General features: G+C 70.6%; 22 protein-coding genes, 1 tRNA gene and 1 pseudogene. 15 read left to right on the forward strand and 9 right to left on the reverse strand.

The features are described from left to right. Positions 1-544 precede the first annotated feature (544 nt). From AB0C22_RS03625 to AB0C22_RS03675, 11 genes and pseudogenes are all read left to right on the forward strand, one after another. Positions 545-1,249: a GAF and ANTAR domain-containing protein gene (locus AB0C22_RS03625; RefSeq protein WP_357533356.1), complete on the forward strand. Its 705-nt coding sequence runs from the start codon at positions 545-547 to the stop codon at positions 1,247-1,249. A 120-nt stretch (positions 1,250-1,369) separates the two neighbouring features. Continuing rightward, a pseudogene (locus AB0C22_RS03630) lies at positions 1,370-1,693 on the forward strand (GAF domain-containing protein); the annotation flags it as partial. A 103-nt stretch (positions 1,694-1,796) separates the two neighbouring features. Beyond that, entirely contained in the window at positions 1,797-2,066 is a 270-nt protein-coding gene (locus tag AB0C22_RS03635) for an ANTAR domain-containing protein (protein ID WP_357533258.1), read from the forward strand. A gap of 95 nt (positions 2,067-2,161) precedes the next feature. Further along, positions 2,162-3,010, forward strand: coding sequence for a SigB/SigF/SigG family RNA polymerase sigma factor (locus AB0C22_RS03640; protein WP_357533260.1), 849 nt, complete (start codon positions 2,162-2,164; stop codon positions 3,008-3,010). Positions 3,011-3,433: 423 nt separating this feature from the next. Further along, entirely contained in the window at positions 3,434-3,607 is a 174-nt protein-coding gene (locus AB0C22_RS03645; protein ID WP_357533262.1) for a hypothetical protein, read from the forward strand. Continuing rightward, complete coding sequence (locus AB0C22_RS03650) at positions 3,604-4,605, forward strand: glycosyltransferase family 4 protein (protein WP_357533264.1); 1,002 nt, start codon at positions 3,604-3,606, stop codon at positions 4,603-4,605. Before AB0C22_RS03645 ends, AB0C22_RS03650 begins: the two co-directional genes overlap by 4 nt. 132 nt (positions 4,606-4,737) lie before the next feature. Continuing rightward, positions 4,738-5,874: a glycosyltransferase gene (locus AB0C22_RS03655; RefSeq protein ID WP_357533266.1), complete on the forward strand. Its 1,137-nt coding sequence runs from the start codon at positions 4,738-4,740 to the stop codon at positions 5,872-5,874. 14 nt (positions 5,875-5,888) lie between these two features. Next, a complete protein-coding gene (locus tag AB0C22_RS03660) occupies positions 5,889-6,923 on the forward strand; it encodes a glycosyltransferase (protein WP_357533358.1) in 1,035 nt (344 codons plus the stop codon). Continuing rightward, a complete protein-coding gene (locus tag AB0C22_RS03665) occupies positions 6,914-8,416 on the forward strand; it encodes a glycoside hydrolase family 130 protein (RefSeq protein ID WP_357533268.1) in 1,503 nt (500 codons plus the stop codon). Before AB0C22_RS03660 ends, AB0C22_RS03665 begins: the two co-directional genes overlap by 10 nt. Before the next feature lie 59 nt (positions 8,417-8,475). Beyond that, positions 8,476-8,841: a hypothetical protein gene (locus tag AB0C22_RS03670; protein WP_357533270.1), complete on the forward strand. Its 366-nt coding sequence runs from the start codon at positions 8,476-8,478 to the stop codon at positions 8,839-8,841. Between the two features lie 193 nt (positions 8,842-9,034). After that, positions 9,035-9,988, forward strand: coding sequence for an acyl-CoA desaturase (locus tag AB0C22_RS03675; RefSeq protein ID WP_357533272.1), 954 nt, complete (start codon positions 9,035-9,037; stop codon positions 9,986-9,988). A gap of 214 nt (positions 9,989-10,202) precedes the next feature. Here the strand turns inward: AB0C22_RS03675 and AB0C22_RS03680 are convergent, their stop codons facing one another. Together AB0C22_RS03680 and AB0C22_RS03685 are read right to left on the reverse strand one after the other, a co-directional pair. Beyond that, positions 10,203-10,970: a GAF and ANTAR domain-containing protein gene (locus AB0C22_RS03680; protein WP_357533274.1), complete on the reverse strand. Its 768-nt coding sequence runs from the start codon at positions 10,968-10,970 to the stop codon at positions 10,203-10,205. A 15-nt stretch (positions 10,971-10,985) separates the two neighbouring features. Continuing rightward, complete coding sequence (locus AB0C22_RS03685; RefSeq protein WP_357533276.1) at positions 10,986-11,711, reverse strand: GAF and ANTAR domain-containing protein; 726 nt, start codon at positions 11,709-11,711, stop codon at positions 10,986-10,988. Positions 11,712-12,023: 312 nt separating this feature from the next. On the opposite strand from AB0C22_RS03685, the gene AB0C22_RS03690 reads away from it, so the two are divergent. Together AB0C22_RS03690 and AB0C22_RS03695 are read left to right on the forward strand one after the other, a co-directional pair. Beyond that, positions 12,024-12,434 (forward strand): STAS domain-containing protein, encoded by a 411-nt coding sequence (locus AB0C22_RS03690; RefSeq protein ID WP_357533278.1) that lies wholly within the window; start codon positions 12,024-12,026, stop codon positions 12,432-12,434. Positions 12,435-13,193: 759 nt separating this feature from the next. Next, a tRNA-Arg gene (locus tag AB0C22_RS03695) sits at positions 13,194-13,269 on the forward strand. Between the two features lie 204 nt (positions 13,270-13,473). On the opposite strand, the gene AB0C22_RS03700 is transcribed toward AB0C22_RS03695, so the two are convergent. The 4 genes from AB0C22_RS03700 to amrS are packed head-to-tail and all read right to left on the reverse strand — an operon-like array spanning position 13,474 to position 18,448. Further along, entirely contained in the window at positions 13,474-14,112 is a 639-nt protein-coding gene (locus AB0C22_RS03700) for a LysE family transporter (protein ID WP_219466668.1), read from the reverse strand. Between the two features lie 58 nt (positions 14,113-14,170). Next, entirely contained in the window at positions 14,171-15,475 is a 1,305-nt protein-coding gene (locus AB0C22_RS03705) for a coproporphyrinogen-III oxidase family protein (protein ID WP_208565735.1), read from the reverse strand. Between the two features lie 20 nt (positions 15,476-15,495). Then, complete coding sequence (locus tag AB0C22_RS03710; RefSeq protein WP_219466675.1) at positions 15,496-17,001, reverse strand: radical SAM protein; 1,506 nt, start codon at positions 16,999-17,001, stop codon at positions 15,496-15,498. Further along, positions 16,994-18,448 (reverse strand): AmmeMemoRadiSam system radical SAM enzyme, encoded by a 1,455-nt coding sequence (amrS, locus tag AB0C22_RS03715; RefSeq protein WP_219466679.1) that lies wholly within the window; start codon positions 18,446-18,448, stop codon positions 16,994-16,996. The genes AB0C22_RS03710 and amrS overlap by 8 nt, the downstream gene beginning before the upstream one ends. A 567-nt stretch (positions 18,449-19,015) precedes the next feature. Between amrS and AB0C22_RS03720 the strand changes: the two genes are divergently transcribed. Together AB0C22_RS03720 and AB0C22_RS03725 are read left to right on the forward strand one after the other, a co-directional pair. Beyond that, positions 19,016-20,263 carry a hypothetical protein gene (locus tag AB0C22_RS03720; protein ID WP_208565738.1) on the forward strand — a complete coding sequence of 416 codons (1,248 nt, stop codon included), beginning with the start codon at positions 19,016-19,018 and terminating at the stop codon, positions 20,261-20,263. Positions 20,264-20,375: 112 nt separating this feature from the next. Further along, positions 20,376-22,067, forward strand: coding sequence for a choice-of-anchor D domain-containing protein (locus tag AB0C22_RS03725; RefSeq protein WP_357533281.1), 1,692 nt, complete (start codon positions 20,376-20,378; stop codon positions 22,065-22,067). A 109-nt stretch (positions 22,068-22,176) separates the two neighbouring features. On the opposite strand, the gene AB0C22_RS03730 is transcribed toward AB0C22_RS03725, so the two are convergent. The 3 genes from AB0C22_RS03730 to AB0C22_RS03740 are packed head-to-tail and all read right to left on the reverse strand — an operon-like array spanning position 22,177 to position 24,684. After that, positions 22,177-22,569, reverse strand: a complete 393-nt coding sequence (locus tag AB0C22_RS03730) for a PAAR domain-containing protein (RefSeq protein WP_208565740.1) — start codon at positions 22,567-22,569, stop codon at positions 22,177-22,179. A gap of 31 nt (positions 22,570-22,600) precedes the next feature. After that, positions 22,601-23,335 carry a response regulator transcription factor gene (locus tag AB0C22_RS03735; RefSeq protein ID WP_219466684.1) on the reverse strand — a complete coding sequence of 245 codons (735 nt, stop codon included), beginning with the start codon at positions 23,333-23,335 and terminating at the stop codon, positions 22,601-22,603. Continuing rightward, on the reverse strand, positions 23,332-24,684 hold the full coding sequence (locus tag AB0C22_RS03740) for a hypothetical protein (protein ID WP_219466686.1): 1,353 nt from the start codon (positions 24,682-24,684) through the stop codon (positions 23,332-23,334). The genes AB0C22_RS03735 and AB0C22_RS03740 overlap by 4 nt, the downstream gene beginning before the upstream one ends. Positions 24,685-24,777: the final 93 nt, after the last annotated feature.

Genomic DNA, 24,777 nt, shown 5'->3' on the forward strand with positions numbered 1-24,777 from the left:
CATCGGTGCCGCCACGGGCGCCCGGCGAGAAGGATTGAACATGACTGTTCCGAGGTGCGGTCATCACGAACCGCCGCCTTCCGATGAAGATCTGGCGCGCCTGGACGCCGTGGTGCGCTGGCGCGTCTGGATGATGGCGGGCCTGCGACGGACTGTCGCGGTCCGACGTGCCGGTGCGAGGGGGGTGCCTGGCCAGGAATGCGACGGAGATCCGGCGACCTGACCGGTGCATGGGGTGCGGCGGGTGGCCGACACGGTGACCTCGATCGGTGGGGGTGCGTCCGCCAGCGGCGGACTGTCAGCCACCGGGGTCCCGAGCGACACCGTAAGCGTACGCTTCCGCGACCGGCTCGTCTGCCGCCGGAGCCGTCCGCAGGTCCGGTGGGTCGCCGGTCGCGCCGTGGCGTCATGCGGGAGTACGGTGTGACCGTCGCCCGGCACCGCGGCGCGGTATGGCAGCGCGTCCGTTCGACTGATCCGGGTCGGAGTCGGCAGTGGGCAAGGGCAATCCGGGGCGCGGCGATCCGCCGACCGTCGGCTGCGGCTGTGGGCTGTTCTCGTCGATGCCGCCCGGGGTGGCGCTGTCGCGGTCGATCATGTCTGCGCGGCGGCGGGCTCGGTCGCGGGCGTCGACTCCGCCGCCGTCGCGGTGATCCTCGATGCCACGCCGCGCAAGCTGGTGTACGCCACGGACCGGACCGCGTCGGAGCTGGAAGACCTGACCCTGACCCTCGGGGAGGGGCCATGCGTGGACGCGACCACCGGCGGACCTGTCCTGGTCACCGATCTGACCGTGCCGGAGTGCCGGAACCGGTGGCCGGTGTTCGCGCCCGCTGCGGTGCTCGCCGGGGCCGGCGCGGTTTTCGCGTTGCCACTACGGGTGGGCGGGATCCGCCTCGGTGTCCTGGACCTCTACCGGGCCCGCGCCGGTGACCTCGGGGCGGAGCAACTGGCCGACGCGCTGGTCCTGGCGGACACGGCATGCGCGGTGCTGCTGGACGACGCGACGCGTCACGGGGTGGACCGGGACGATCAGTGGCCCGAGGGGGCCGGCCTGCACCACCCCGAGGTGCACCAGGCGACGGGCATGATCACGGTTCAGCTGGGGCTGACCGCGGCGGTGGCGCTCATCTGGTTGCGCGCCTACGCGTACTCCCAGGACCGGTGCCTGCGGGACGTGGCAGCTGATGTCGTCGCCCGGCGCCTGCATCTCGGACCGGCCGGGACACCTGGTGACCGAGATGAGTGAACAAGGGAATCGGCGCCAGGACGGCGTCGCACGGACCATCCCGTCGGGTGACCGGTGGAACCATTGATTGACGAGGTGACTGACATGGCCGAGACCCCGCTGGCCGACGTTTTCGTGGAGATGGCCGACACTCTCGTCGACGACTTCGACGTGATCGAGTTCCTGCACGTGCTGACCGAGAGGTGTGTCGAGCTGCTGGGTGTGTCGGCGGCCGGGCTGCTCCTGACCGACCAACGGGACACGCTGCAGGTGGTCGCCGCCTCCTCCGAACGCACCCGACTGCTGGAGCTGTTCCAGCTCCAGACCGACCAGGGGCCCTGCCTCGACTCCTTCCGTTCCGGGCAACCGGTGTCGGTCGCCGACCTGACCCTGAAAACGGCCCGATGGCCGAGGTTCACCGCCGCCGCGGCCGAGATCGGCTTCGCCGCGGTGCACGCCCTGCCGATGCGCCTGCGCTCCGAGGTCATCGGCGCGCTGAACCTCTTCGACGTCCGGCCGCGGGGCCCTCGACGAGGACAAGCTCCGCATCGGTCAGGCGCTCGCCGACGTGGCCACCATCGGACTGCTGCAGCACCGCGCCATCCACCGGCGGGACATCCTCACCGAACAGCTGCAGACCGCCCTGAACAGCCGCGTCCTGATCGAACAGGCCAAGGGGGTTCTCGCCGAACGCCTACAGGTGGACGTGGGCCAAGCCTTCGCGATCCTGCGCGACGGTGCCCGCAGCCGCAACCGTCGACTGTCTGAACTGTCCCAGGCGATCGTCGACGGTTCCGAGCAGCTCGTGCCGGGGCCAGTCACCCACCGGTCCGGCTGACGACCGGGTTCGACACCCGAGTGCGCTTCCCAGAGCCTTCCGAGTGTCGGTCGGGGAGATGAAGGCGTACGGTTACGGTGTCGCCCGGGTCCCCGGTGGCCGCCAGTCTCGCCGCCACCAGCCCGTTAGGGGCGTTGGAACAAATGGTCACCTCCGCCGTGACACCCACAGCCGTTTCCTCCCCTCCGACGCTGAGCCCGGCTATCGGGGACAGCGAACAACTGTTGCGTCGACGCGCAGCCCTGAACGCCGACGATCCCGACCGTGCGCGACTGCGGAACCGGATCATCGAGGCGAACCTGCCGATGGCGGGTCGACTCGCCCGCCGGTACACCGGTCGCGGGGAGTCCTACGAGGACCTGGCTCAGGTCTGCGCGGTCGGCCTGATCAGAGCCGTCGACGGATACGACACCAACCGGGGCGTGCCGTTCGCCAGCTACGCCATTCCGACCATCCTCGGCAGCATCCGGCGCCACTTCCGCGACACGGCCTGGGCGATCCGGGTGCCGCGAGCAGCGCAGGAACTGAGCGCCCGGGTGCCCGAAGCCCGGGGCGAGCTCGGGCAGCAGCACGGTCGCGAACCGACTGACGGCGAGCTCGCCCACCATCTGGAGGTGACCGTCGCCCAACTCGCGGCCGCCGTCGCCACCTTCGACGTCTATCGCCTGCCGTCGCTGAACGAGCCACGACCCGGGGCCGACGGCATCGAGCGTCTCGCGCTCATCGGCGCCGCCGACCCGGCATACGCAGCCGTGGACGACCACCTCACCCTCCGACTGCTCCTCGCGGCGATTCCCGCCCGTGAACGTCGGATCCTGACCATGCGGTTCTACGGCGACCTGACCCAGGCGCAGATCGCCACCCGGGTCGGGCTGTCCCAGATGCACGTCTCCCGGCTGCTGAAGCGCTCGCTGGCCCAGCTGAGAGCCGGGACGCTCCGCTGACCGGTCGTCGGCCGGGACCGCTCAGGCGCCCGGGGCCGAGTTGTCGAGATCACCAGGAGAGACTGTCATGGCCGTTCGTCCGATCGCCGCTGGCGGGCCCTCGCCGCCAGCCAGCGAGAGATCCGGCCCCTCGACATTCGGGGTACGGGTACCGCGGGCCCTCGACGTCCGCGCGCTCCGCCTGCGGGTGTTCCTCCTGGTGACCGTCCTGCTTTTGCCGCTGGTGCTCATCACGACGTTTGCCGAAAGCTGACCGCTTCCCGGGGTCCTGGGGGATCGTGGTACTCCCGCACCATTCGCCGGTCACGACGACAGGTCGACCGCCCGCCGCGTCTCGGCACCCCGGTGACGGGATTCGACCAGGGCCTGCACACCACCACCCGTGACCATGACCGTCCGGAACGGCTTCTCGAGGGGCAGACGATGAAGATCGCCAGATACAGGATCGTTGCGGCGCTGCGCGAGCGCGGCCAGCAGACCAGGGCCGACTGGGTCGAGCGGGAACTACCGGAACGGGTGGACCCCGCCAAGCACGCGGGGCTGCTCGCCACCCTGCGCCTCGATCCGGCCGACCTCGCCGACGCGCCGTCCCCGTGAGGGTCGCCCTGCTCGGTCCGGTCGCCTGGCGGACTCCTCCCCACCACTACGGTCCCTGGGAACAGGTGACCGGACTGCTCGCCGAAGGACTTGTCACCCGTGGTGTGGACGTGACCCTCTTCGCGACGCTCGACTCGGTCACCTCCGCCGCACTCGACGGCGTCTGTCCCCGGGGATACGCCGACGATCCGGGCATGGACGGCCGGGTGTGGGAGGCGATGCACGTCTCCCACGCGATGTCCCGCTCCGGGCAGTTCGACCTGGTGCACAGCCACCTCGACTGGCTGCCGTTGGCCTTCGCCGAGCACTGCCGCGCTCCGCTGCTCACCACCGTGCACGGCTTCTCCGGCGCGGGCATCCTCCCCGCGTACGCCCGGGCCCGCTCGTCCTACGTGTCGATCTCCGACGCCGACCGGAGCCCGGACCTCGACTACGTCGCCACGGTGCACCACGGCGTCGACCTCACCGGGCTGCCGTTCACCCGCGACGCCGGCCCAGGACTGGCCGCCTTCGGCCGGATCCATCCCGACAAGGGCACCCACACCGCCATCGAGATCGCCCGTCGTGCCGGCCGGCCGCTGACCATCTGCGGCATCGTGCAGGACGAGCGGTACTTCGCCGAGCAGGTGGCCCCGCACATCGACGGCGACCAGGTCGTCTTCCTCGGCTCGGTCGGCCCTCGCCGCCGTGCCGAGGTGCTGGGCGAGAGCACCGCGCTGCTGCACCCGATCGCCTTCGACGAGCCGTTCGGGCTGTCAGTGGTGGAATCGATGGCCTGCGGCACGCCGGTCGTCGCCTGGTCGCGGGGGTCCATGCCGGAGGTCGTCGACGACGGGGTGACGGGGTTCCTCGTGCAGACCGTCGAGCAGGCCGTCGACGCCGTCACCCGGGCCGTCGGGCTGGACCGGGCCGCCTGCCGGTCCCGCGCCGGGCAGCGTTTCGGCGCGGACCGGATGGTCACCGACTACCTGGCGGTCTACGACCAGGTCATCCGCTGATCGCACCGCTGAATCCGACTCCCGCCCACGAACCCGTTCCGCCGGCCACACACGCTGGCCGGCGTGCGCCGACACCGCGTGAGGCCGTTCCCGCACTTTCGAGGCGGCCGACAACCGGAAGGCCCGACACCCATGCTCAGCTACGGATTCCTCAGCACCCACCCACCGACCCGGTGTGGACTGGCCACCTTCAACTCCGCCCTCGCCGCCCAATTGACCGCCGACGGTACGCGCGGCGGCATCGTCCGGGTCGCCGACCGCGGTGACGACCTGCGGGCCGGACCCGGGGTAGTGCACACCTGGTCGACCCGTACCCAGGCCGGCTGGCGGGACGCCGCGACGGCCCTGAACGCCTTCGACGTGGCCGTCGTCCAGCACGAGTACGGTATCTACCCCGGCGCCGACGGCGAGGACGTCCTGCCGCTGCTGCGCCGGCTCACCGTGCCGAGCATCGTCGTCCTGCACACCGTGCTCCGCCGGCCCTCGGCCCGGCAGAAGTCCCTGCTGGAGCAGATCGTCACCGCCGCCGGAGCGGTCGTCACGATGACCGACACGGCACGTGACCGGCTGCTCGTCGGCTACACCGTACGTCCGGGCAAGGTGACGGTCATCCCGCACGGCGCCGCTGAGCAGGTCGGCGTACCCGCCGACCGCCGTACCCGGCCCCACCTGCTGACCTGGGGACTTCTCGGTCCCGGCAAGGGCGTCGAGTGGTCCCTGCGGGCCCTCACGCGGTTGCAGGACCTCGACCCGACCCCCACCTACACCGTCGCCGGCCGGACCCACCCCAAGGTGGTCGAGCACCAGGGGGAGGCGTACCGGGCGGGGCTGCACCGGCTCGGCGCGCAGCTGGGCGTCGCGCACGCCGTGGACTACCAGAACGTCTACCACGACCAGGCCACCCTCGGCCGGCTGATCCGCTCCGCCGACGTGGTCGTCCTGCCCTACGACTCCCGCGAACAGGTCACCTCGGGGGTGCTCATCGAGGCGGTGGCCGCCGGGGTGCCCGTGGTGGCCACGGCCTTCCCGCACGCCGTCGAGCTGCTCACCGGTGGCCCCGGTCTGGTCGTACCCCATCAGGATCCGGCGGCGCTGGCCGACGCGATCCGGCGGATGCTGACCGAACCGGGCCTGGGCGCGCGGCTTGCCGGTCGCGTCCGGCCGCTGGCCGCGGACCTGCGCTGGCCCGCGGTGGCGGCCCGCTACGGCGCGCTCGCCGAGCGGCTCGTCGCCGCCCGCCGTCCCGCGGTCAGCGCGGCGTCGGCGTGACCGCGACCACCGGATTGTCCAGCACGCCGGGCAGCGACCGCCGACATCCGACGCCCCGGCCGAGCTTCGCGCACCTGAGCCGGTTGAGTGACGACACCGGCCTGTTCGAGCACGCCCGGCACGCGATCGTCCGCCGCGAGCACGGCTACTGCACCGACGACGTCGCCCGCGGCCTGGTCGTCACCAGCCGCGAGCCGGAGCCCACCGACGAGGTGCTCCGGCTCGCCGAGCGCTATCTCGCCTTCCTGACCCACGCCCAGGGCGTCGGCGGTGCCTTTCACAACCGGCTCGGCCACGACCGGCGCTGGGCCGACGAGCCCGGGCTCGGCGACTGGTGGGGTCGCGCGCTGTGGGGGCTCGGCACCGCCGCGGCCCGCAGTCCCGCGCCCTGGATCAGGGAGGAGGCGCTGGTCGCCTTCAGCCGGGGCGCCACCAGACGCGCCCCGACCCCGCACGCGATGGCCTTCGCCGGGCTCGGCGCGGCCGAGGTACTGCGCCGCCACCCGGGCCACGCCGATGCCGCCGCACTGCTGGGGGACGCGGCCAGCACGATCGGCGCCCCGGGATCCGATGCGCGCTGGCCCTGGCCACAGTCACGGCTGACCTATGCCAACGCGGCCCTCGCGGAGGTCGTCATCGCCGCCAGCCAGCTGCGCCACGACGGCCCACTCCTCGACGACGGCCTGCGGATGCTGACCTGGCTGCGCGACGTCCAACTCCGCGACGGGCACCTGTCGGTCGTACCCGACGGAGGTTGGGAACGCGGTGCGCCGCGGCCCCGCCACGACCAGCAGCCGATCGAGGTCGCCGCGTTCGCCGACGCCTGCGCCACCGCCGCCACGGTCACCGGCGACCCCGCCTGGGAGGCCGGGGTGCGGCAGGCTGTCGGATGGTTCCTCGGTGACAACGACGTCGGCACACGGATGTGGGACCCGGCGACCGGCGGCGGCTACGACGGGCTGACCACGCACGGACCCAACCTCAACCAGGGCGCCGAGTCGACCCTCGCGCTGATCTCCACCCTCCAGCACGCCCGGCGATGGTCGTGACCGGGACCCTCGCCGTCCGGCAGGACGTCGTCCTCACCCCGGATCCACGCCGGGTGATCATCAAGCTCTTCGTCCCGGGTGAGGACGCCGCCCTGGTACGCAGCCGCGCGGCGGCGCTCATCGCCCGCGTCGCGCACCTCGACGAGGAGGAGACCGGCCGGCTGCTGCGGGACACCTTCGACCGCTTCGGCGGTCGGCACCGCGACCTGGACGGCACGTTCCACCACCACTACGACCTCGTCCGGCACCGCGCCGCCCGGGCCTGGGACCTCTCGCCCGCCGTGCGTCTCCTGGTCGGCGCCTACTTCAGTCACGAGTACGCGGTCGAGGCCGCCGCGCTGTGCAACCCGTCGATGACGGTCCACCCCGACCAGAGCGGTCTGGACGCCGGGCAGCTGCGGGTCGCGATCAGCCTGCGCCAGATCGGCGAGGGCCACCGGTCGTCCATCGGGTTCGCCACCGCGGTCCTCGGCCCCGGGCGCCGGCTCGCCGTCGCCGACCGGTCCGGCCCACCGGTCGTCGGACAGCGGATGGCCGTACGACACCGCCGGGACCTTCTCGCCGCCGGCCTCACCGAGGAGGACTGCGACAACGAGGTCACCGCCACCGTGCTGGACGCCCTGCCCGATCGGTACGACGAGGCCACCTTCGAGCGGGTGCTCGGCGAGCTGCCACCCGATCTGCTCTCCCGCAGCACCGGACCGGACACCCTCGAACACGTACGCCGCACCAACGCCGCCAGTTACGCCACGACCTTCCCCGCCGACACCGCCCTGCACCAACGGGTGCTCTGGCCGGCCGTTCCGGCGGAGAGCAACGGCATGGAGGACGCCCGGTTCGTCAGGTTCACCGACGAGTCCGGACCCCTGTACCGGGCCACCTACACCGCCTACGACGGACGGCGCATCGCCACCCGCGCGCTGGCCAGCAGCGACCTGCGCCGCTTCGAGAGCACCCCGATGCGCGGGCCGGGTGTCCGCAACAAGGGCGTCGCGCTGTTCCCCCGTACCGTCGGCGGCCGGCACCTCGCCCTGTGCCGCGCCGACGGCGAGACCCTCGGCCTGACCTGCTTGGACGGTGAGAACCGGTGGCAGGAACCGGTGCCGCTGCACGCCCCGCGGGACGGCTGGGAACTGATCCAGGTCGGCAACTGCGGATCCCCCATCGAAACCGACGACGGCTGGCTGGTGCTCACCCACGGTGTCGGCCCGATGCGCCGGTACGCCATCGGCGCGCTCCTGCTGGACCTGCACCGACCGGAACGGGTCCTCGCACGGCTTCCCGGCGCGCTCCTGTCACCCGACGAGGCCGACCGGGACGGATACGTGCCCAACGTCGTCTACTCCTGCGGCGGGCTCGTCCACGCCGGCGATCTGTGGTTGCCGTACGGGGCCAGCGACGCCCGGATCGGTATCGCCACCGTGCCGGTGGCCGCGCTCATCGGGGCGATGGCACGATCGCCGCACCGCCCTGCCGCACCGGCGGCGGAGTAAGCTGGGGGCATTCGCCCCAGGCCCCGGCGACGTGCTGCGCGTCCATGCCGGGAGGATCCATGAGCATCATCGACCAGACCATCGGAGCGGCGCAGCCAGGGTCGCGGTGCCGTCGCGGCAGCGACTACGCCGAACTGTTGAGCCGGGTGCGGCAGGCGGGTCTGCTCGAGCGGTGCCCGACCTACTACCTGGTCATGAGTGCCGTCAACGCCGCACTGGTCACCGCGGCGAACGCAAGACCGACGCCGACGACAGCTACGTCTTCGCCCAGACCCTGCACATGCGCACCGATCTACCGACTCTCGCCGTGGCAGACGGAGGGCGCGCCTGTTCTGGCCGGGCCATTCGTGACCACCACGACCCCACCGCCACCTCGGAAGGATCACGGCCAAGTCGAGACGGGCGGTGTTTCGCCCGGTGGCTGAAGGGCATCTCTGTATCGGAGTCATCGACTCCAACATGCGCCGGCAACGCGGTGCCTTCTACCGCAACGCCAGCGGACGGCTGCCCAGACCTCGCGGCCTTCCCCTCGTCAGTCCTCCAGTTCGGGATCACACGCTGGAGCGCTCCGCAGCGGACGTACGTGATCACCGGACCGGTCTCGGAAGGTATGTGGTGATGAGCGTAGAACTGTCCACCGTCCGCGCGAGTGTGCCCCGTCCGGCGCCGAAGCCGCTGATCGAGGGCACCCAGTCGGCCGGCTCCCTCGTGATGTTGTGGGTGTTCCTGGTGCTGCCGGTCGCGGCGCTGATCGCGGCGGTGCCGCTGGCCTGGGGCCACGGTCTGTCCGGGCTGGACGCCTCGATGGCCGTCGCGGGCTACGTGATCGCGATGGCCGGCGCGACGGTCGGGTTCCACCGGCACCTGACCCACGGATCGTTCAAGGCCCGCCGGGGCCTGCGCATCGCGCTGGCGGTGGCCGGCAGTCTCGCCGTGCAGGGAAGCCCCACCAAGTGGGTGGCCGACCATCGCCGCCATCATGCGTTCACCGACCGGGAGGGCGATCCGCACTCGCCGTGGCGCTACGGCACCGGTGTCGCCGCGCTGGCCAAGGGGCTGCTCCACTCCCACCTGGGATGGTTGCTGAATCGGGAGATCACCAACAAGGCCCGCTTCGCCCCTGACCTGCTCGCCGACCGCGACATCCGGGTCGTGGACCGACTGTTCGGACCGATGGTGGCCGCGTCGCTGCTGCTCCCGGCGGTGATCGGCGGTCTCGTCAGTGGCTCGTGGGCCGGGGCGTTGACCGGGTTCTTCTGGGCCGGGCTGGTCCGCATGGCGGTGGTGCACCATGTCACCTGGTCGGTCAACTCGATCTGTCACGTCGTGGGTCAGCGGCCGTTCGCCAGCAAGGACAAGGCCACGAACTTCTGGCCGCTGGCGGTCCTGTCATTCGGGGAGAGCTGGCACAACTCCCACCACGCCGACCCCACCGGCGCCCGCCACGGTGTGCTGCGCGGGCAGATCGATCCCGCCGCCCGGCTGATCTGGCTCTTCGAGAAGCTCGGCTGGGCCCACGACGTCCGCTGGCCCGACGCGGCACGCCTCGCCGCCCGCCGCACCAACCCGTAACCGCCCGAGAGCGTCGCCAACCCGGCCCGAGAGACACCTCGTACCGAGATGCCGGCCGGCACCGATGGCAGCGGCGGTATCAGAGCCCGGCTGCCCCGCGTGAGCCACAGGTCGTACCGTTAGGTGCTGCGGCGCCTTGCACCGGATCGGCGCGCCTCTGCGCGAATGCCGTTGAGGCGGGACCGCGGATCGCCGCCGGCCGGACAGTCGTCCGCTACGCGTCGAGGATGTGGGCGAGCATCGCGGGATCGCTGAGGACGCCGTGGGCCACCTCGGTCAGTTTGCGGTGGTGACGCCGGGCGTAGCCGCGGATGGCGGCGAACGCCTCGTCGACATCAAGGCCGGTCGCCTGCGCGACCGCGCCCTTGGCCTGCTCGATGACGATGCGGCTGTTCAATGCGCCTTGCAGCTGTTCGGTCAGGAGTTCACCCCGTCGGATGGCGCGCTCCTGCAGCAGTCCGATCGCGGCGACGTCTGCCAGGGCCTGCATGACCGGCACATCGGTGCCCGCGAAGTCGCCGCCCTTGACGTCGCCGAAGACGTTCAAGGCCCCGATCACCTGCGTGCGCAGCCGCAAGGGGAACGCGTGCACCGACTGGAAACCCGCTGCGGTGGCCCGGGGCGCGAACCGGGGCCACCGGTCGCTCGCCTCGTCCAGATCGACGTTGATGACGGGCGCACCGGTCCGGAAGGCTTCCTGGCAGGGACCCTCGTGGGTCTGCAGCTGAAACAGTTCCACGAGTTTGACGTTCTCGTTCGAGCCGGCCATGAACTCGAGCCGGCCGTCCCGGCCGGCGAGGACGAGCCCCACCGCCGCCGCGCCGACCAGGCCGGCCGCCCGATCGGTGAGCATGTGCAGGAAGTCCATCAGGTCGAAATCGTCCACCAGGGTGTCAGCGACCTCGACGAAGATCGTCGCCATCCGTTCGGCTGAGACGATGGTCATGCGTGCCTCCCGGCGTGTCCAGCTGTGGGCGGTCATGGGGGATCCTCCGGGTTACGGCCCGTCGCGGTCGAGCCGCAGCCGGCGCGCGACGATGTCTCGGGCCACGTCGCTGAGGCGGCGGTTCTCCGCGTAGGCGTGGGCACGGATCCGCGCCATCGCCTGACCGAGGGGGATCTCGAGCTGCACCATGACCATGCCCTGAGCTTGGAACAACTCCGCACGGTACTCGGCCGCGTCGTCGTCCATGTCGGCGATGCCGCTGCTCTCCGCCTGTTCCTGCCGGTCGAGCAGGGCGGTCACCGTGAGGTCGGCGAAGGCGAGGGCGTCGGCGAACTCCGCAGCGGGCAACCGCCCCGCGCGGTCCCGGAACACATCCAGGACGCCGAGGCGGGTGGCGCCGATCTGTAGCGGGAACGCGAACACCGCGCGGAGACCGTCGGCGTGGGCGGCGGGAGCGTAGAACGGCCAGCGACCACCCTCCTTGACCATGAGGTCTCCGAGATCGGAGATCAGCACCGGACGGCGGCTGGTGTAGGCGTCCACGCAGGGCCCCTCACCGAACATGGACTGCAACTCCTCAAGGCGTTCGCTGGCCGGGTCGGACGCGGCGGTCACCGCCCGGATCCCGTCCTCCGTCATCACACTGATCCCGACCCCGGACGCCGACAGTTCCCGCGCGGCGACATCGCACACCCGCCGCAGCAGGTCGTCCCTGCCGTCGGGCCCGGGGGGCTGCCGCAGGATGAGGTTCCTGAGGTACGAGACGCGGTCATTCACGACTCGCACCGACGGCGCGGTTGGCCGGCCCGCCGAGGTTGGGCGGTGACAGTGGGCAGGAAGTCATGACATCTGGATCGAGCACAGCGGCACCTTCCCGGTGCGGTGCCGCCGGAGGACTGGGGCAGCAGAACGCGCGAAGTGTTTCGGCCAGCCTAGCCCCGAATCGACGCCAACGCATGGCGACCTTCGGACGCCCCGACCGTCCGAGCGTTCGCGCATCGGGTCATGCGGCGGTAGTGTCGAGCTGCGGCCCTTCGCGGTCGTTGCCCAAGCCCCCGGCATCAGGTGACTCATGCCGAGGTGAGGCTGATGGCTCAGGTGTCCGGTGACCATTTCGTCATCACCGTGCTGACCTCCCCGCGACCTCCTGCCGCCCTGGTGTGCTTGGCGGGTGAGATCGACATGGACGCCGACCCGGCATTGTCGGGCGTGGTCGACCGGCTCTCCGCCGTGGCCCCGTCCGAGGTCGTCGTGGATCTGGGCGACGTCACCTTCGCCTCTTCGACGCTGCTCAACTTCCTCGCCCGGGCGCACGTCGCCCTCACGGCCGACGCGGCCCTGGTCGTGTGCCGGCCCAGACGCCACACCCGGCGGCTGCTGGAGATGACGAACGTGGGGCAGCTGGTGAGGATGCGCGGCGACCTGCCGCCGTCCGGCTACTGGATGCCGCACGGCGCCGCACGACCGGAGGCACTGCCCGTCCTCGGCGGGGTCGACTGACCCCCTCTCCCGGCAATACCCGACACCGGCCGCGTTCCCTTCCCCGTCCCGCCGTGCAAGAGCAATGGGGCAACCCCGCAGTACATAGAGGATCTCGATGAAAGTGACACCTCCCCCCACCCCGGAATTCGGCACCACCTGGGTCGACACCGCGCGACGGCGGGCGCGAAGTCGTCTCGTCCCGGTGCGGCGGGGGTGGCAACCGCCGGCGTTCACCGGCGGCCCACCGATCGGCGGCACGACCGCGCCGGTCCCGGCCGAGGAGCGGACAGGCACCGTCGACGACGGGCTCCCCCGGGGGTACGCACGGCGGGCGCCTGGGCGTGGCGGATCATCTTGTTCGTCGCGGCGGCGTACCTGCTCGTGCGGGTCGTCGAGCTGCTGCGAGAGTGGTTTCTCGGCGGCGTCGGTCGTCGACTCACGCTTGGCGGTTCGGCGATGGCTGCAGACATAGGGCGACCCGAGCGACTCCGGGGATGAGCGCTCCGTGCTCCTATGACGGCGACGCCGAAGGTGGATAGCCTGAGGGATGTCGTTGATCTTCGATCATGTGCGCGACGTGTGCTCGCCAGCGGATGCCAACCCGGGTCATCCGGTGCCGACGCGGGTCACCGCAGCCGCTCGTGGTCGCAAACGGGGGTTCGTGTGCTCGAGCTGTGGTCCTGGGCTGGGCGAACGGCGGTCCGGGTGCTGCGGGCGAACGTGGGCCACTCCCTGCCACCCCAGGTGAACCCGCCGGTCGCTAGACTAGGCGCTCGCGCCCTCGTAGCTCAGGGGATAGAGCATCGGTTTCCTAAACCGTGTGTCGCAGGTTCGAATCCTGCCGGGGGCACCAGTTGAGGTCCAGCGGGCAAAGTGCCGATCGTCGATGAACTTCGACCGGCTGCGGGACCACCGCTGTCGGATCGCCGCCCACGGTGAACCTGCTGCCCGAACTCCGACGACGCCGTCAAAGCCGCGATGCGGGTCATGACGGCGTCGTCGACGGCGGTGGGGCGGTGTTGCAGGCCGTTGAGCGGTCCGTGTTGTCGCGGGCGGATCAGAGGTACGGGTCGCTCGCGGCGTAGATGCCCAGAACGATCATGAGGGTGCCGGACACTGCCGTGAGGACCTGCCCGGCCCTCGGCGTCATGAGCTTGCGGGAGACCGCCCCGACTCCCACCAGCAGCCCCTGCCAGCCCGCCGAGGCGGCGAAGATGCCGGCTACGAAGAGCACGCCGGCACCCCAGGACATCGTGCCACCGATGCCCACCGCCGCCGAGGCGAAGTAGCCGATGGTCAGTGGATTAGCGGCGGTGAGGCCCAGGAGGAGCAGGTAGGCGCGCAGCCCGGTGGTCGGCATGCCACGATCCGTCGGCCCACCAGGGGTCGTCGATCCTTTCATCCGACGCAGGGCGAGCAGTTCCCGCGCCCCCAGGAGCACCAGGACGGCACCGGCGATGATCCGCATCGGTGTCAGGAGCGACCCGACGGCGGCGGCGACGCCGCCGCCGACCGAGACCGCCAGTGCGGCGAAGACCAGGTCGGTCGTGGCGACGCCCAGCGCCGCCGCCAGGCCCACCCGTAGGCCCCGCGCCTGACCGGTGCGGATGACCAGCAGCCCGATGGCGCCCAGTGGCACCGCTACTGCCAGCCCGGCCAACAGCCCGGCCAGCAGGTATCCCATCATGACAGACATCGCAGCGTCCCCCGTCAGTGCGCGCGTTACGACACTGCGGGACACTACCAGGTATGGGCTATTCCATAAGCTCAGATATCCCGAATCTGACCTCGTCGCCGTCCGCCGGGCTCAGGTCCTCCCGGGTGTAGAACATCTCATAGACGTTGGTCGAATACAGTTGACCTGCCCTGGTCAGCTCGTATCGGTCGCCCTCCAGGCGTAGCCAGTCCTTGTCCACCAGTTCCTGGAGCTCGCTGCCGAAAACCGACTCCATCGGTACGCCGAAGCGCTGTAGGAACTCTGTCTGAGATACCTCACACATCTTCAGGCCACGGATCATGACCCGCCGCATCTCCTGCTCCTTGGTGAGCACCGTGGCGAAGTCAATGGGAATCCTGCCCTCGTCCACCATCTCGTAGTACCGCTTGAGGGGCTGGACGTTGACGTAGAGGCGGTCATGGATCACGCTCTTTGACGACACCCCGAAACCGATCATCGGCCAGGTGCGCCAGTAGTATTCCAGGAAGCGGGACAGATCGGGACACCGGTCCGGGTGGAAGTACCCGGTGGAGCTGCGCCGACGGAATCCGGCGGCCTCCAACGCGTCGATGGCGTACTCGTACATCATGGCTTCCTCGGCCGGCGACGGCAGCTGCATCTTGCCCGAGCCGATCAGGGTGTGGAAGGCCGTCTTGGGCCAGATCTCCAGGCCGTACGCCGTGATGCAGGCCGGTTCCAGCTCGATGGCCCGGTCCACGCTGCGCTTCCAGTCGTCGAGGGACTGGTCCGGCAACGGGAAGATCAGGTCGATGTTGGTGTGCCGGAACCCACCGTCGACCACCATGCGGTACGCGTTCTCGGCGGTCGCCACGTCGTGCGAGCGGTTGCAGATCTCCAGGAGCCGGTCGTCGAACGCCTGCACCCCCACGTTCACCCGGTTGAATCCGCCGGCCACCAGTGTCTCGACCTTGTGCGGGTCGACGGTCGACGGGTCGAATTCCAGGGCGATCTCACAGCCGTCGTTGAATTCGAACGTTTCCCGGCACGCGTCGAGCAGGCGGACCAGTTGCTCACCGGTCAGGATTCCGGGCGTCCCACCGCCGAAGTAAACGGCGTCGATCGAGAATCCGGGAAAGGTGCGGTTGGTGGCGAAGTTGCGGATTTCCTTCTCCAGCGCGTCGACATACCGCGCGAAGTGTGACTCGTTCTTGTTGACATAGACGGTGTAGTCGCAGAACCCGCACTTCTTGATGCAGAACGGCACGTGCAGATAGAGCACCGCGCTCTGCCGCCGGAAGTAGTCGTCGTAGTCCACGTAGCGGTACTTGAAGGGGTAGGTGTGGATGTTGCGGCGGATGATCTGGCCCTCGGGCTGATACATCTGCGATTCCTCCGCTTCGCTCAGTGAATCGGCGTGAACGGTTGCGTGGCTACGTCGGGCAGCGCATTGCTGACCCGACCGTTCGGGACCACCGGCCGGCCGCACGACACGAAAAGGTCGTCGAAGACCTCGCGCCGCCGGTCCCGGTAGTCCGAGCCGGACCGGCCCACCAGCCGGACCATCTCCTCGGCGAGCATCAGCTGGTACCGGCAGGACTCCTCGTTGAGCACGTTGAGGTCCCCGCTCGCGACGAAGTTCTCCTGGCGGCAGCCGCCACCACACAGGTAGCGCGCCCAGCACTGGCCGCAGACGGGGTGCTCGTCGACGGTGCGACGCCATTCCGGGTGCGGCACGGTGAGCCCGTCCTCGCCGGTCCCCACGTCGAACGCCTCGTCGCCGACGAGACGGTGGCAGGGACTGATGGTGCCGTCCGGCGAATGGGTGTAGTAGGTCCGCCCGCCGGAACAGAACGACAACGCGGTGAGACCCTCGATCATCATCTGGGCGGTGCGTTCGTACTCGAGCACCCCGGCGAAGCGGTTGTCGGGCGTGAAGAACGACGGGTAGGCGTGCAGGAAGTCGCGGAACTGCTCGATCATGCCGGGCCGCAGGAAGTGGTTGACGTAGGTGACCTGGCGTGGACTGCTGAGCACCTTGTCGCCCAGGGTCAGGGTGAGGGCGACGCTGCGCCCCTGCTGGTCGACCGGATAGACACCGGGGTAGATCTGGAAGAAGTCGAACAGGTTGAGTTCCCACAGCTCGCGCACGCTGTCGAGCAGGGTCGGCGTCTCCGTCGCGATGGTCATCCGGGCCACGAGGATGACGTTGTCGCCCGCTTCCCTGCGCAGCGTCCACAGATTGCGCATGATCCGGTCGTACGAGCCGCTGCCGTTCTTGGACGGACGGTTGCGGTCCTGCACCTCCCGGGGCCCGTCGAGGGAGACGGAGACGATGAACCGGTGCCGGCGGAACAGGTCGATGACGCCGGTGGGCATCAGCGTGAGGTTGGTGGAGATGCGGTGGACGAACGTCACCCCCCGTTCGTCGGCCACCCGCTCGGCCCGCTCGCAGATCTTGCTGATCAGGGCAAAGTTGGCCAGCGGCTCGCCGCCGAAGAACTCGAAGCGCACCCGCTGGCCGGGTGCCACGTTCTCGTCGATGAAGCGGAAGATCCACGCCACGGAGTGTTCGCCCATGGCTTCCTTCATCCGGCCGTAGTCGCCGCCCTCGGCGAAGCAGTACGTGCAGGCCAGGTTGCAGATGTTCGTCAGGTTCACGTTGACCGCGAAGTCCGCGCCGTCGGCCAGCGAGCTGGCGCGCAGCGTCTCGGCGTTGCTGTCGGCGTCCGGGGTCAGCGTGAAAGCCTCCCAGGCCGAGTGTTCCTCGGCACGCAGGTGCTCGATCCCCTGTTCCAGGCGCTCACCCACCTCCCGTGGCATTCGGGCGATGCGGTGGTTGCCGGTGACCAGCACCGCGGACTCCTGCTCGTCGAGGTGCACGACGAAGTAGTCGGTGCCGCTACGCACGGCGGGTCTCCTGGAGTCGGATCGCGGCCTCGGGGACGGCGTCGCTGGAGTGTTGGATCTCCAGGACCGTGCTGATGGGGAAGTGCGCCCGGTCGTACACCTCGTAGAGGTTGGCGTGGACGCCGGGGGGCAGCTGCACGCTGACGCCGCGGTCGTCCGAGGCGGACTTGCACGCGATGAAGCGGTACTGCGAACCGGGCAGGATGGGCACCCGCTTGACCTCGCGGCCGTGGGAGGCCCCGCCCAGCACGCGGACGGTCACCTCGTGCGCCGCGGACGCCTCACTGGACAACTCCACGTGTACGGCCTTGACGTCGCCGCGCCACTCGTGCTCGATGTGGTGCAGGTCGGCGGCGTCGACGTCGAGAATGTCGAGGGCGGTGTTGTCCGGTGCCGCCAGCAGCCGGAACGGCAGGGGGTTGGCGCACCCCTGGCAGTGGGCCTCCCCGGTGAGCCCGACGGGGGACGCGATCAGCCCGTACCGCTCGACCACCAGCAGACCGCAGTGCGGGCAGTAGGAGTTCGTCGCCTCGTTGTCGTAGACGTTGCCGAGGTAGCAGTAGCGGACCCCCTCCTCCAGCGCGATCTCCCGGGCCCGTTCCAGCCGCTCGACCGGGGTCCGGTCGACGTGGGTGTACTTGTAGTCGGGGTGGAAGCGGACGAAGTGCACGGGCACGTCGGGGCCGAGCCGGTCGAGCACCCAGCGGGACAGTTTCCGCGCGTCGCCCTCGGTGTCGTTGGCGTCGGTGACCAGCAGGCTGGAAACCTCGACGTGCTTGCCCCGGTCGAACACGTAGGCCGTGGCGTCCAGGACGGGCTGCAGCTGGCCCTTGGTCACCCGCTTGTAGAACGTGGGGTCCATCGACTTGAGCGAGATGCTGAAGATGTCGATGACCTCGCAGAGTTCCTTGGCCCCTTCGAGCGAGATGTAGAACGCCGACTTGAAAAGGTTGACCAGGCCGTGCTCGCGGGCGAGCCGGGCGGTGTCCAGGACGAATTCGTGCCAGACGACCGGGTCGTTGTAGGTCCAGGAGATGACCTGGATCCCTCTTTCGAGGGCGCTCTGCACGACCTGTTCCGGGGTGTAGTAATGCACCGACTGGTCCTCTACGAACCGCGCCTGCGAGGTCTGCCAGTTGTGGCAGTAGTCGCAGTTCATCATGCAGCCGATGTTTCCCATCGAAAGGATGCGGGCGCCGGGGGCGTAGTGGTAGACGGCCTCGGTTTCGATCGTCTCCTCGGTCATGGCGACCGACTTGCCGTAGTTGAGCGTCACCAGTTCACCGCCGCGGTTGGCGCGTACCCGGCAGAACCCGACCGCTCCTGGGCGGATGACGCAGTTTCGGGGGGAGAGGTGGCACTGGACCGTTCCGTCCGGGCGGGAACTGTAGAGAACGGCGGGATGGGTGTCCTGCTGCCAGCTCCATTGTTGCTGATCCTTTGGCACGGTGCGTCCTTCCGTGGCGGGATGGCGGGAATTCAGCGTGAACTGCGGTCAATGTGCGCAGGTGCCGAGGGCGCGGGCGGGGTGACCCGTGCCGGGAAGGTGTCAGGCTGTCGCGCGCCAAGATCTGTGATCATTGTATCGCTTACGGTGACGACCCCCGAACGAACGGTATGTCTTGACATGTGTTGGCGTCAATACTTTCGGCATAGGACGGTGACGTGAAGTGGTCTTGGCCGGAAGAGATGGGACGTGCCTGACGCGGAGCTGAAGATCAGTTATCCGTTGCGTCGGTGGAGTTGTTCTTGGGGCAACGGATAACTGATCTTCCGACTCTCGGCGTGGGACGGGTGACGACCGCCGCCGCCGTCGTCCACTTCGTGGCCGCGGTGCCGCGCGTCCGGGCGCCGCTGCCGCGTCCCGGCGGCGGCGTCGGGGTCATCCGTCGGCCCGCATGCCCGCAGGGGCAGGAGGAACTGCCCCTAAGGCGGCCGGCGGTCGCGTACCCCGCGGGCGGGTGCCCGGGGCAGGGTGGCCGGGTTGACTGTCGCCGACGTGAAAAGAGCGGTCATGACCTGGCGCGAGAACTACTGGGACGATGCCACGCAGAGCCCGGACTACTTCGAGTCCGTCGAGTTCGCCACCGTCCTCGACGGCGACTACGGCACCCGGATGTTCGGCCGGTGGATCGCGCAGATGCATCCGGACCGCCACGACCTGATCCGCAGCCTGGAGTACCTGCTGGTCACCTACCGGCACGGCGATGACGTGCAGGCGACGCTGGACACGTTCGAGCGCCAGCTACCCCGGCCGTGGGACGACTGGGCGATGACCACGGCACTGACGGAGACCGCCCGCCGCAACCCGGACGTGCCGGTCGAACTCCGCGACGACGACGACTTCGCCGCCCTGGCCGAGCAGTTGCGCGACGACGCTCAGCTCTTCGCGCTCTGGCGGGAGGAGGTGCAGCAGGCTGCCGTCATGGCGCTGTCCGTCCCGGAGGTGATGCCCGCCTTCGTCACCTCCTGCCAGACCCTCGCGGCGGAGGCACACGGCTATGGGGACAGGGGCAAGGAGGAGGAGAGCGAGCAGGAGAGCGAGGACGAGGAGGAGGCCAGCTACGACTACTCCGGGTACGACCGGGCGTTCGGGCACATCGCGTCCGACGACGACCTGGTGGTGGCCCCCGGCCCGGAGAAGTCGGTCCGGTTCGCGGAGCCGCTGGTGCAGGGGGAGGACGCGCCGCAGTGGCAGCACGGCGAGTTCAAGATCGGGGTGGCCTTCACCCTGAACCCGGAGGCCAACTCCAACCTGGCCGGCCTCTACTCCTGGGCGCAGACGCAGGCCCTCGTCGGCCTGTGGGGGGTGGACGTGGACGAACTCGCCACCATGATCGGCTCGGCGATGGAGCGGATGCCCCGGATGTACCGGGACGACCGGATGACCATCCACGTCTTCCCGCAGTACGTCTTCATCACGGTCACGATCGACTCGGCGCTGAACGCGCACAACACCGGGATCATCGCCACCCTCACCGACGAGGGGGCGTACGCGCACTACGTGCAGTTCAAGGACCTGGTGATGTTCTACACCGACGAGAGTGACATGGACACCCCGATCTACAACGTGCTCAAGACGTTCGGGGACCCGTGGGCCGGCGGCACGGCCGAGAGCTACGTGGTGCGCCACGGCCGGGGCCGCAAGGCGTACTTCACTGTCGACCCGGTGCGGACCAGCCACGAGCAGAGCGTGGCGGCGGTGGTCCGGCGCTGCTCCGGTGGGCTCGACGTCCGGGTGCTGTCGGCCCGGCCGCAGTAGGGTGACGACCGCCGGCGGTGGTGGGGTGGTGCCCGAAGGGGCAGGCGGGACTGCCCGGAGGGCTTCCCGTGGGGTTGCGGCCGACCCGGGCGGGCCGCGTTCACTGGCCCCCATGGCTGCATCAGCGTCCCGGTCCCTGCGCGCCACGTCGGCGCTCGCTGTGGTGGCACTCCTGGTGGCCGGGGCACCGCCGGCGGCGTACGCCGAGTTCTTCGCGGCACCGCGACCGGCCGGTGGCCCGGCGCTGCGGATCAGCGTGAGCGACGGCGCCGCCCCGCTGGTCGGCGAGCCGGCCGGGACGACCCTCGGGCTGACCCCCGGTGGCTCGGCGGTGGTCACCCGCACGGTGACCACCGCGACCATCCCGCCCCGCCCCGACGTGGTGCTGCTCGCCGACACGACCGGCAGCATGCAGGCGGCGCTGAACGACGTCCGGGTCAACGCGAAACGGATCATCGGCGACATCAGCGCCGTCCAACCCGACGCCCGCTTCGCGGTCGCCGAATTCCGGGACGAGGGCGACGAGTTCGTCTTCCGGCTCAACCGGGACCTGACCGCCGTGCCGTCCGAGGTGCAGGAGGCGGTGAACGTCTGGACCGCCGCCGGAGGCGGCGACGGCCCGGAGGCCGGCCTGAACGCCCTGTACGCCGTCGCCACCGGAGCGGTCGGCCTGCGGACCGAGAGCAGCCCGATCGTGGTGATCTTCGGGGACGCGCCGTCGCACGACCCGAGCGTCGGCCACGACCTCGCCGGGACGATCCAGGCGTTGACCACCCGGGGCGTGCGGGTGGTGGCCGTGGACGTCGGCAACCCGGGCAGCTACTCCCTCGACGAGTCCGGACAGTTCACCGAGATCACCCGGCAGACCGGGGGCGTGCTGCTCGACGCCGCCGGCCCGGCCGAGGTCTCCAACGCCATCCTGGCCGGCATCCGCGCCATCCAGGCCACCGTCAGCGCCCGGACCACCGACTGCGACCCGCAGCTCTCGGCCTCGGTCACCCCGGCCGAGCAGACCGTCGACAGTGGCGGCACCGTCGACCTCACCGTCTCCGTCGCGGTCGATGCCGCCGCCCGCAACGGGGAGTACGCCTGCCACCTGGAAGTCTCCGTGGACGGCATCGTGCAGGGCGAACCGGAACGCCTGGTGGTGAACGTCAGCGGGGCGGCACCGGACGTACCGGTGCTCCACTCCGACGCCACCGCGCTCGACCTCGGGGAGGCCCCCCTCGGCGTGCCCTCGGCGACCCGGACGGTGACCCTCACCAACACCGGCGACTACCCGCTGACCGTGGCCGCCGCCCTCGCCGAACAGCCGCTCCCGGCGGTGTTCGCGGTCACCGCCTCGACCTGCGGCGGAACCCTGGCCGTCGCCCGGTCCTGCACGGTGGCCCTCACCGCCACCCCCCGGGCGATCGGGGCCGCGACGTCGGTGCTCAGCCTCGCCAGCGCCACCGACACCGGCGGGGTCGCCGCCCAGTCGCTGGCGCTGAGCGTCTCGGGTCGCAGCCCGACGTTGCAGTTCAACCCCGGCGTCGGCCGCCCCGGCCAGGTGGTCACCGCACTCGGCCAGGGCTTTCCGGCGGGGGCCGAGGTGCTGGTCACCTGGGTCGACGGCACGGGCGCGGTGCCGGTGGTCGCCGACGCGTCCGGCCGGTTCGCGGTGCCGATGGTGGTCTTCGAGGAGGGGATCGCCGGTCCCCGGGCCGCGCTCGCCTCGGTGCCGGCGGTCGGCCAGGTGACCAGCGGTACCTTCCTGGTGCAGTCGGCGACCGCCCAGCCGGGACCCTTCACCCGCCGTCGCTGACCGGCCCACCCGTCGGGGCGCACCGGCCCCGGGCCACGGCCGGGGCGCCCCGGGACCCGGGCCACCGCCGAGCCACCCCCGGCGGGATCGCCCGGGGCCCGTACCCCGGTCAGCCGACCAGCACCTGACCGGTGGCGATGATGCTGCCGGCCGGCAGGGGAGCGGGGTCGTTGCAGGTGTTGACCTTGTCGCCGTGCCGGGCCGCCGGCTTACCGTTGATCAGCACCAGGGCGCTGCCGGCGATGATCGTGCCCTGGTTGTTCGGTGGCGTCTGGAACGGCCCCCCGGTCGGCAGGTGCGGCGGGGAGTTCACCGCGACGCTGCCGACCACGGCGGCCGGCTTGCCCTCGATCAGCACGTCGGTGCTGCACCCGTTGGCGATGGTCCCGGCGAAGGGCATCGGGGTGGGTGTCGGCACCGGACCGGTCGGCGAGGGCACCATGATGATGTGCGTGTCGGTGCCGACCACCTTGTCACCGAGCTTCGCGGCAGGTACGCCCACGATGGAACCCTCCCTTGGGCAGCGGAACCGGTCAGATCAGCCCCTCGCGGATGGCGTGCGCGACCGCCTGGGTGCGGTTGCGGACACCGAGCTGGGTGGTGATCTCGTGCACGATGTTCTTGATGCTGCGTTCCGAGTAGGACAGCTCCCGGGCGATCGTCGCGATGTCCGCCCCGGCGGCGATCATCCGGAGCACCGCGAGCTGGCGCGGTGACAGCGGCAGGATGGTCAGCCCCCGGGGGGCGAGCACCTGCCGCTGGGCCCGACCGACCCGGGTCAGCAGCGAGCTGAGCAGGTCGGTGGGGAGCCTCGCCTCGCCCCGGGCGGCAGCCCGGACCACCTCGCGCAGCAGGGCGGCGGTGCTCTCCGAACGGCGTACCAGACTGAGACCACCCGCCTCGATCGCCTGCAACCCGGCGGTGTCGTCGAGCTGCCCGACCACCAGCACCGGTCGGGGGGCCGGCCGGCCGGTCAACGCGTCGAGCTGGGCCAGCAGCCACCCGTCCACCGTGTCGGCGACGATCACCAGGATGTCCGGGGTGTCGTCGGGTTCGGCCAGCACCACCGGGCGCGCGCCGACCGGGTCGTCGGTCGCCGCAGTGCCGAGCTGGGCCATGACACCGGCCTGGGAGATCGGGTCGCGGGAACGGACCGCCGTACGGATCGGTGCCGGGCCCGGGGCGGTGCCCGCCCGGTGGGCGCTGGCGGCCGGATCGGTGGTGTCCGGACCGGGGACCTGCCCGACGGTGGGGTGCGGGTCGCTCATCGGCTGGGGGAGGGGCTCGGGGTGGGCGCGACCGGCACGAGCTGTCCGGCGAAGTACGCGGCCGGGGTGCACGCCGTGGTGCCCGGGTTCGCACACTTCACCGCGACGGTCACCGGTTGGCCGGCGGAGAACCGCAACGGCTGGACGAAGTGGTAGTCCAGGTCCCGGAAGTTGTTCAGGCCGGTCTCCAGCAGCACGGTGTCGCCCCGCCGCACCTGGAGCAGCCCGGCGTCGCCGTGCGGATTCTGCAGCACGATGTCGGTCACCCAGAGCACCTTCTTGTCGGCCGGCCGGTAGGTGGAGAGGGTGAACTCGTTGGCGGTGGTCGGTGAAGCGCTGGTCGCCACCCGGAAGTCGGCGGCGGTCTCCGGGTCGGCGTTGTCCAGCGTCCCGCCCTGGGCACCCGGCCCGTTGCCGTTGCCCTTTCCGGTTTCGGTCGTCGGGCTCGGGGCCGCGCTCGGTTTCGGGCTGGCGCCGGCCGCGACGATGGCCACCTTCTCGGCCTTCTCGGCGGTCTCCGCCGCCTCGCTGGCCTGGGTCTTCACCTCGGCCACCTCCTGGGACAACTCCTTGGTCTCCACCTTCGCAGCCTCCTTGGCGGTGGACTGCACGGTGGGTTTGAGCACCGCGAACCAGAGCCCGACCAGGGCGACCGCCACCGCGGCGGCCACCAGCACCACCCGGGGCGACCAGGCCGGCAGGACGGACCGCTGCACCAGCAGTCCGTCGCTGGTGATCGGCTCGGCGTCGGGACGGGTCACCGCCACCTGGAACGGCAGGTTGCGGTCCGGGCCCAGCAGGAACCGCTTCCGGGGGCGTACCCGCAGCTTCACGAACGTGGCCGTGCCCGGACGCAGCACCGGCGCGACCGGAAGCACCCGGAAGGTCAGCAGGCGGTCCGGATCGGCCGGCAGCACCTCGACCGTGGTCTCGACGTTGCCGGTGTTGTCGATCACCAGCTGGTGCCGGGCGGCGCGACGCGCCTGGGAGGTACGGGGCACCAGCTCCGTCGCCAGCTCCACGAAGGGCTGCACGGTGACGGTGCCCTCCTCGACCACCGAACCCTCGGGATTCTCCCGCCCCCGGACCCGTACCCCGAAGGCGACGCTGCCGGCCGGCACGGTCGCCGCACGCGGCGGCGTGAACGTCACCCGGGCCTCCTGCTCGGTGCCGGGCAGCAGGTTCATCGTCGCCGGCTCGACCTCGGCCCACGGTGCGGCGTCGCCGACCACGTCCAGGGTGAACCGGTCGACGACGGCGGCGGTGTTACGCACCCGGACGGTGCAGCCGACCGTGCCGCCCGCGGCGACGGTGAGGTCGGTCTCGACAAGTCCCACAGCGACACTCATGCGGGCAGTCTCGCCGTGCGGGTGGGCCGGCAGAACCACGAACGAGGAACACCAAGGGGCAGCCGTGGCTACCTGAACGGGCAACGGAAAGCC

This window comes from Micromonospora sp. NPDC048894 (genome assembly GCF_040649765.1).
Taxonomy (GTDB): Bacteria; Actinomycetota; Actinomycetes; order Mycobacteriales; family Micromonosporaceae; genus Micromonospora; species Micromonospora antibiotica.

Bases quoted from the DNA above. Each gene is read 5' to 3' on its own strand.
- AB0C22_RS03735 (WP_219466684.1), bottom strand. From the start codon at position 23,335: ATGAGCGACCCGCACCCCACCGTCGGGCAGGTCCCCGGTCCGGACACC.
- AB0C22_RS03720 (WP_208565738.1), top strand. From the start codon at position 19,016: ATGACCTGGCGCGAGAACTACTGGGACGATGCCACGCAGAGCCCGGAC.
- AB0C22_RS03645 (WP_357533262.1), top strand. From the start codon at position 3,434: ATGAAGATCGCCAGATACAGGATCGTTGCGGCGCTGCGCGAGCGCGGC.
- AB0C22_RS03665 (WP_357533268.1), top strand. From the start codon at position 6,914: ATGGTCGTGACCGGGACCCTCGCCGTCCGGCAGGACGTCGTCCTCACC.
- AB0C22_RS03725 (WP_357533281.1), top strand. From the start codon at position 20,376: ATGGCTGCATCAGCGTCCCGGTCCCTGCGCGCCACGTCGGCGCTCGCT.
- AB0C22_RS03670 (WP_357533270.1), top strand. From the start codon at position 8,476: ATGAGCATCATCGACCAGACCATCGGAGCGGCGCAGCCAGGGTCGCGG.
- AB0C22_RS03690 (WP_357533278.1), top strand. From the start codon at position 12,024: ATGGCTCAGGTGTCCGGTGACCATTTCGTCATCACCGTGCTGACCTCC.
- AB0C22_RS03705 (WP_208565735.1), bottom strand. From the start codon at position 15,475: ATGTATCAGCCCGAGGGCCAGATCATCCGCCGCAACATCCACACCTAC.
- AB0C22_RS03740 (WP_219466686.1), bottom strand. From the start codon at position 24,684: ATGAGTGTCGCTGTGGGACTTGTCGAGACCGACCTCACCGTCGCCGCG.
- AB0C22_RS03675 (WP_357533272.1), top strand. From the start codon at position 9,035: ATGAGCGTAGAACTGTCCACCGTCCGCGCGAGTGTGCCCCGTCCGGCG.
- AB0C22_RS03655 (WP_357533266.1), top strand. From the start codon at position 4,738: ATGCTCAGCTACGGATTCCTCAGCACCCACCCACCGACCCGGTGTGGA.
- AB0C22_RS03700 (WP_219466668.1), bottom strand. From the start codon at position 14,112: ATGTCTGTCATGATGGGATACCTGCTGGCCGGGCTGTTGGCCGGGCTG.
- AB0C22_RS03680 (WP_357533274.1), bottom strand. From the start codon at position 10,970: ATGACCGCCCACAGCTGGACACGCCGGGAGGCACGCATGACCATCGTC.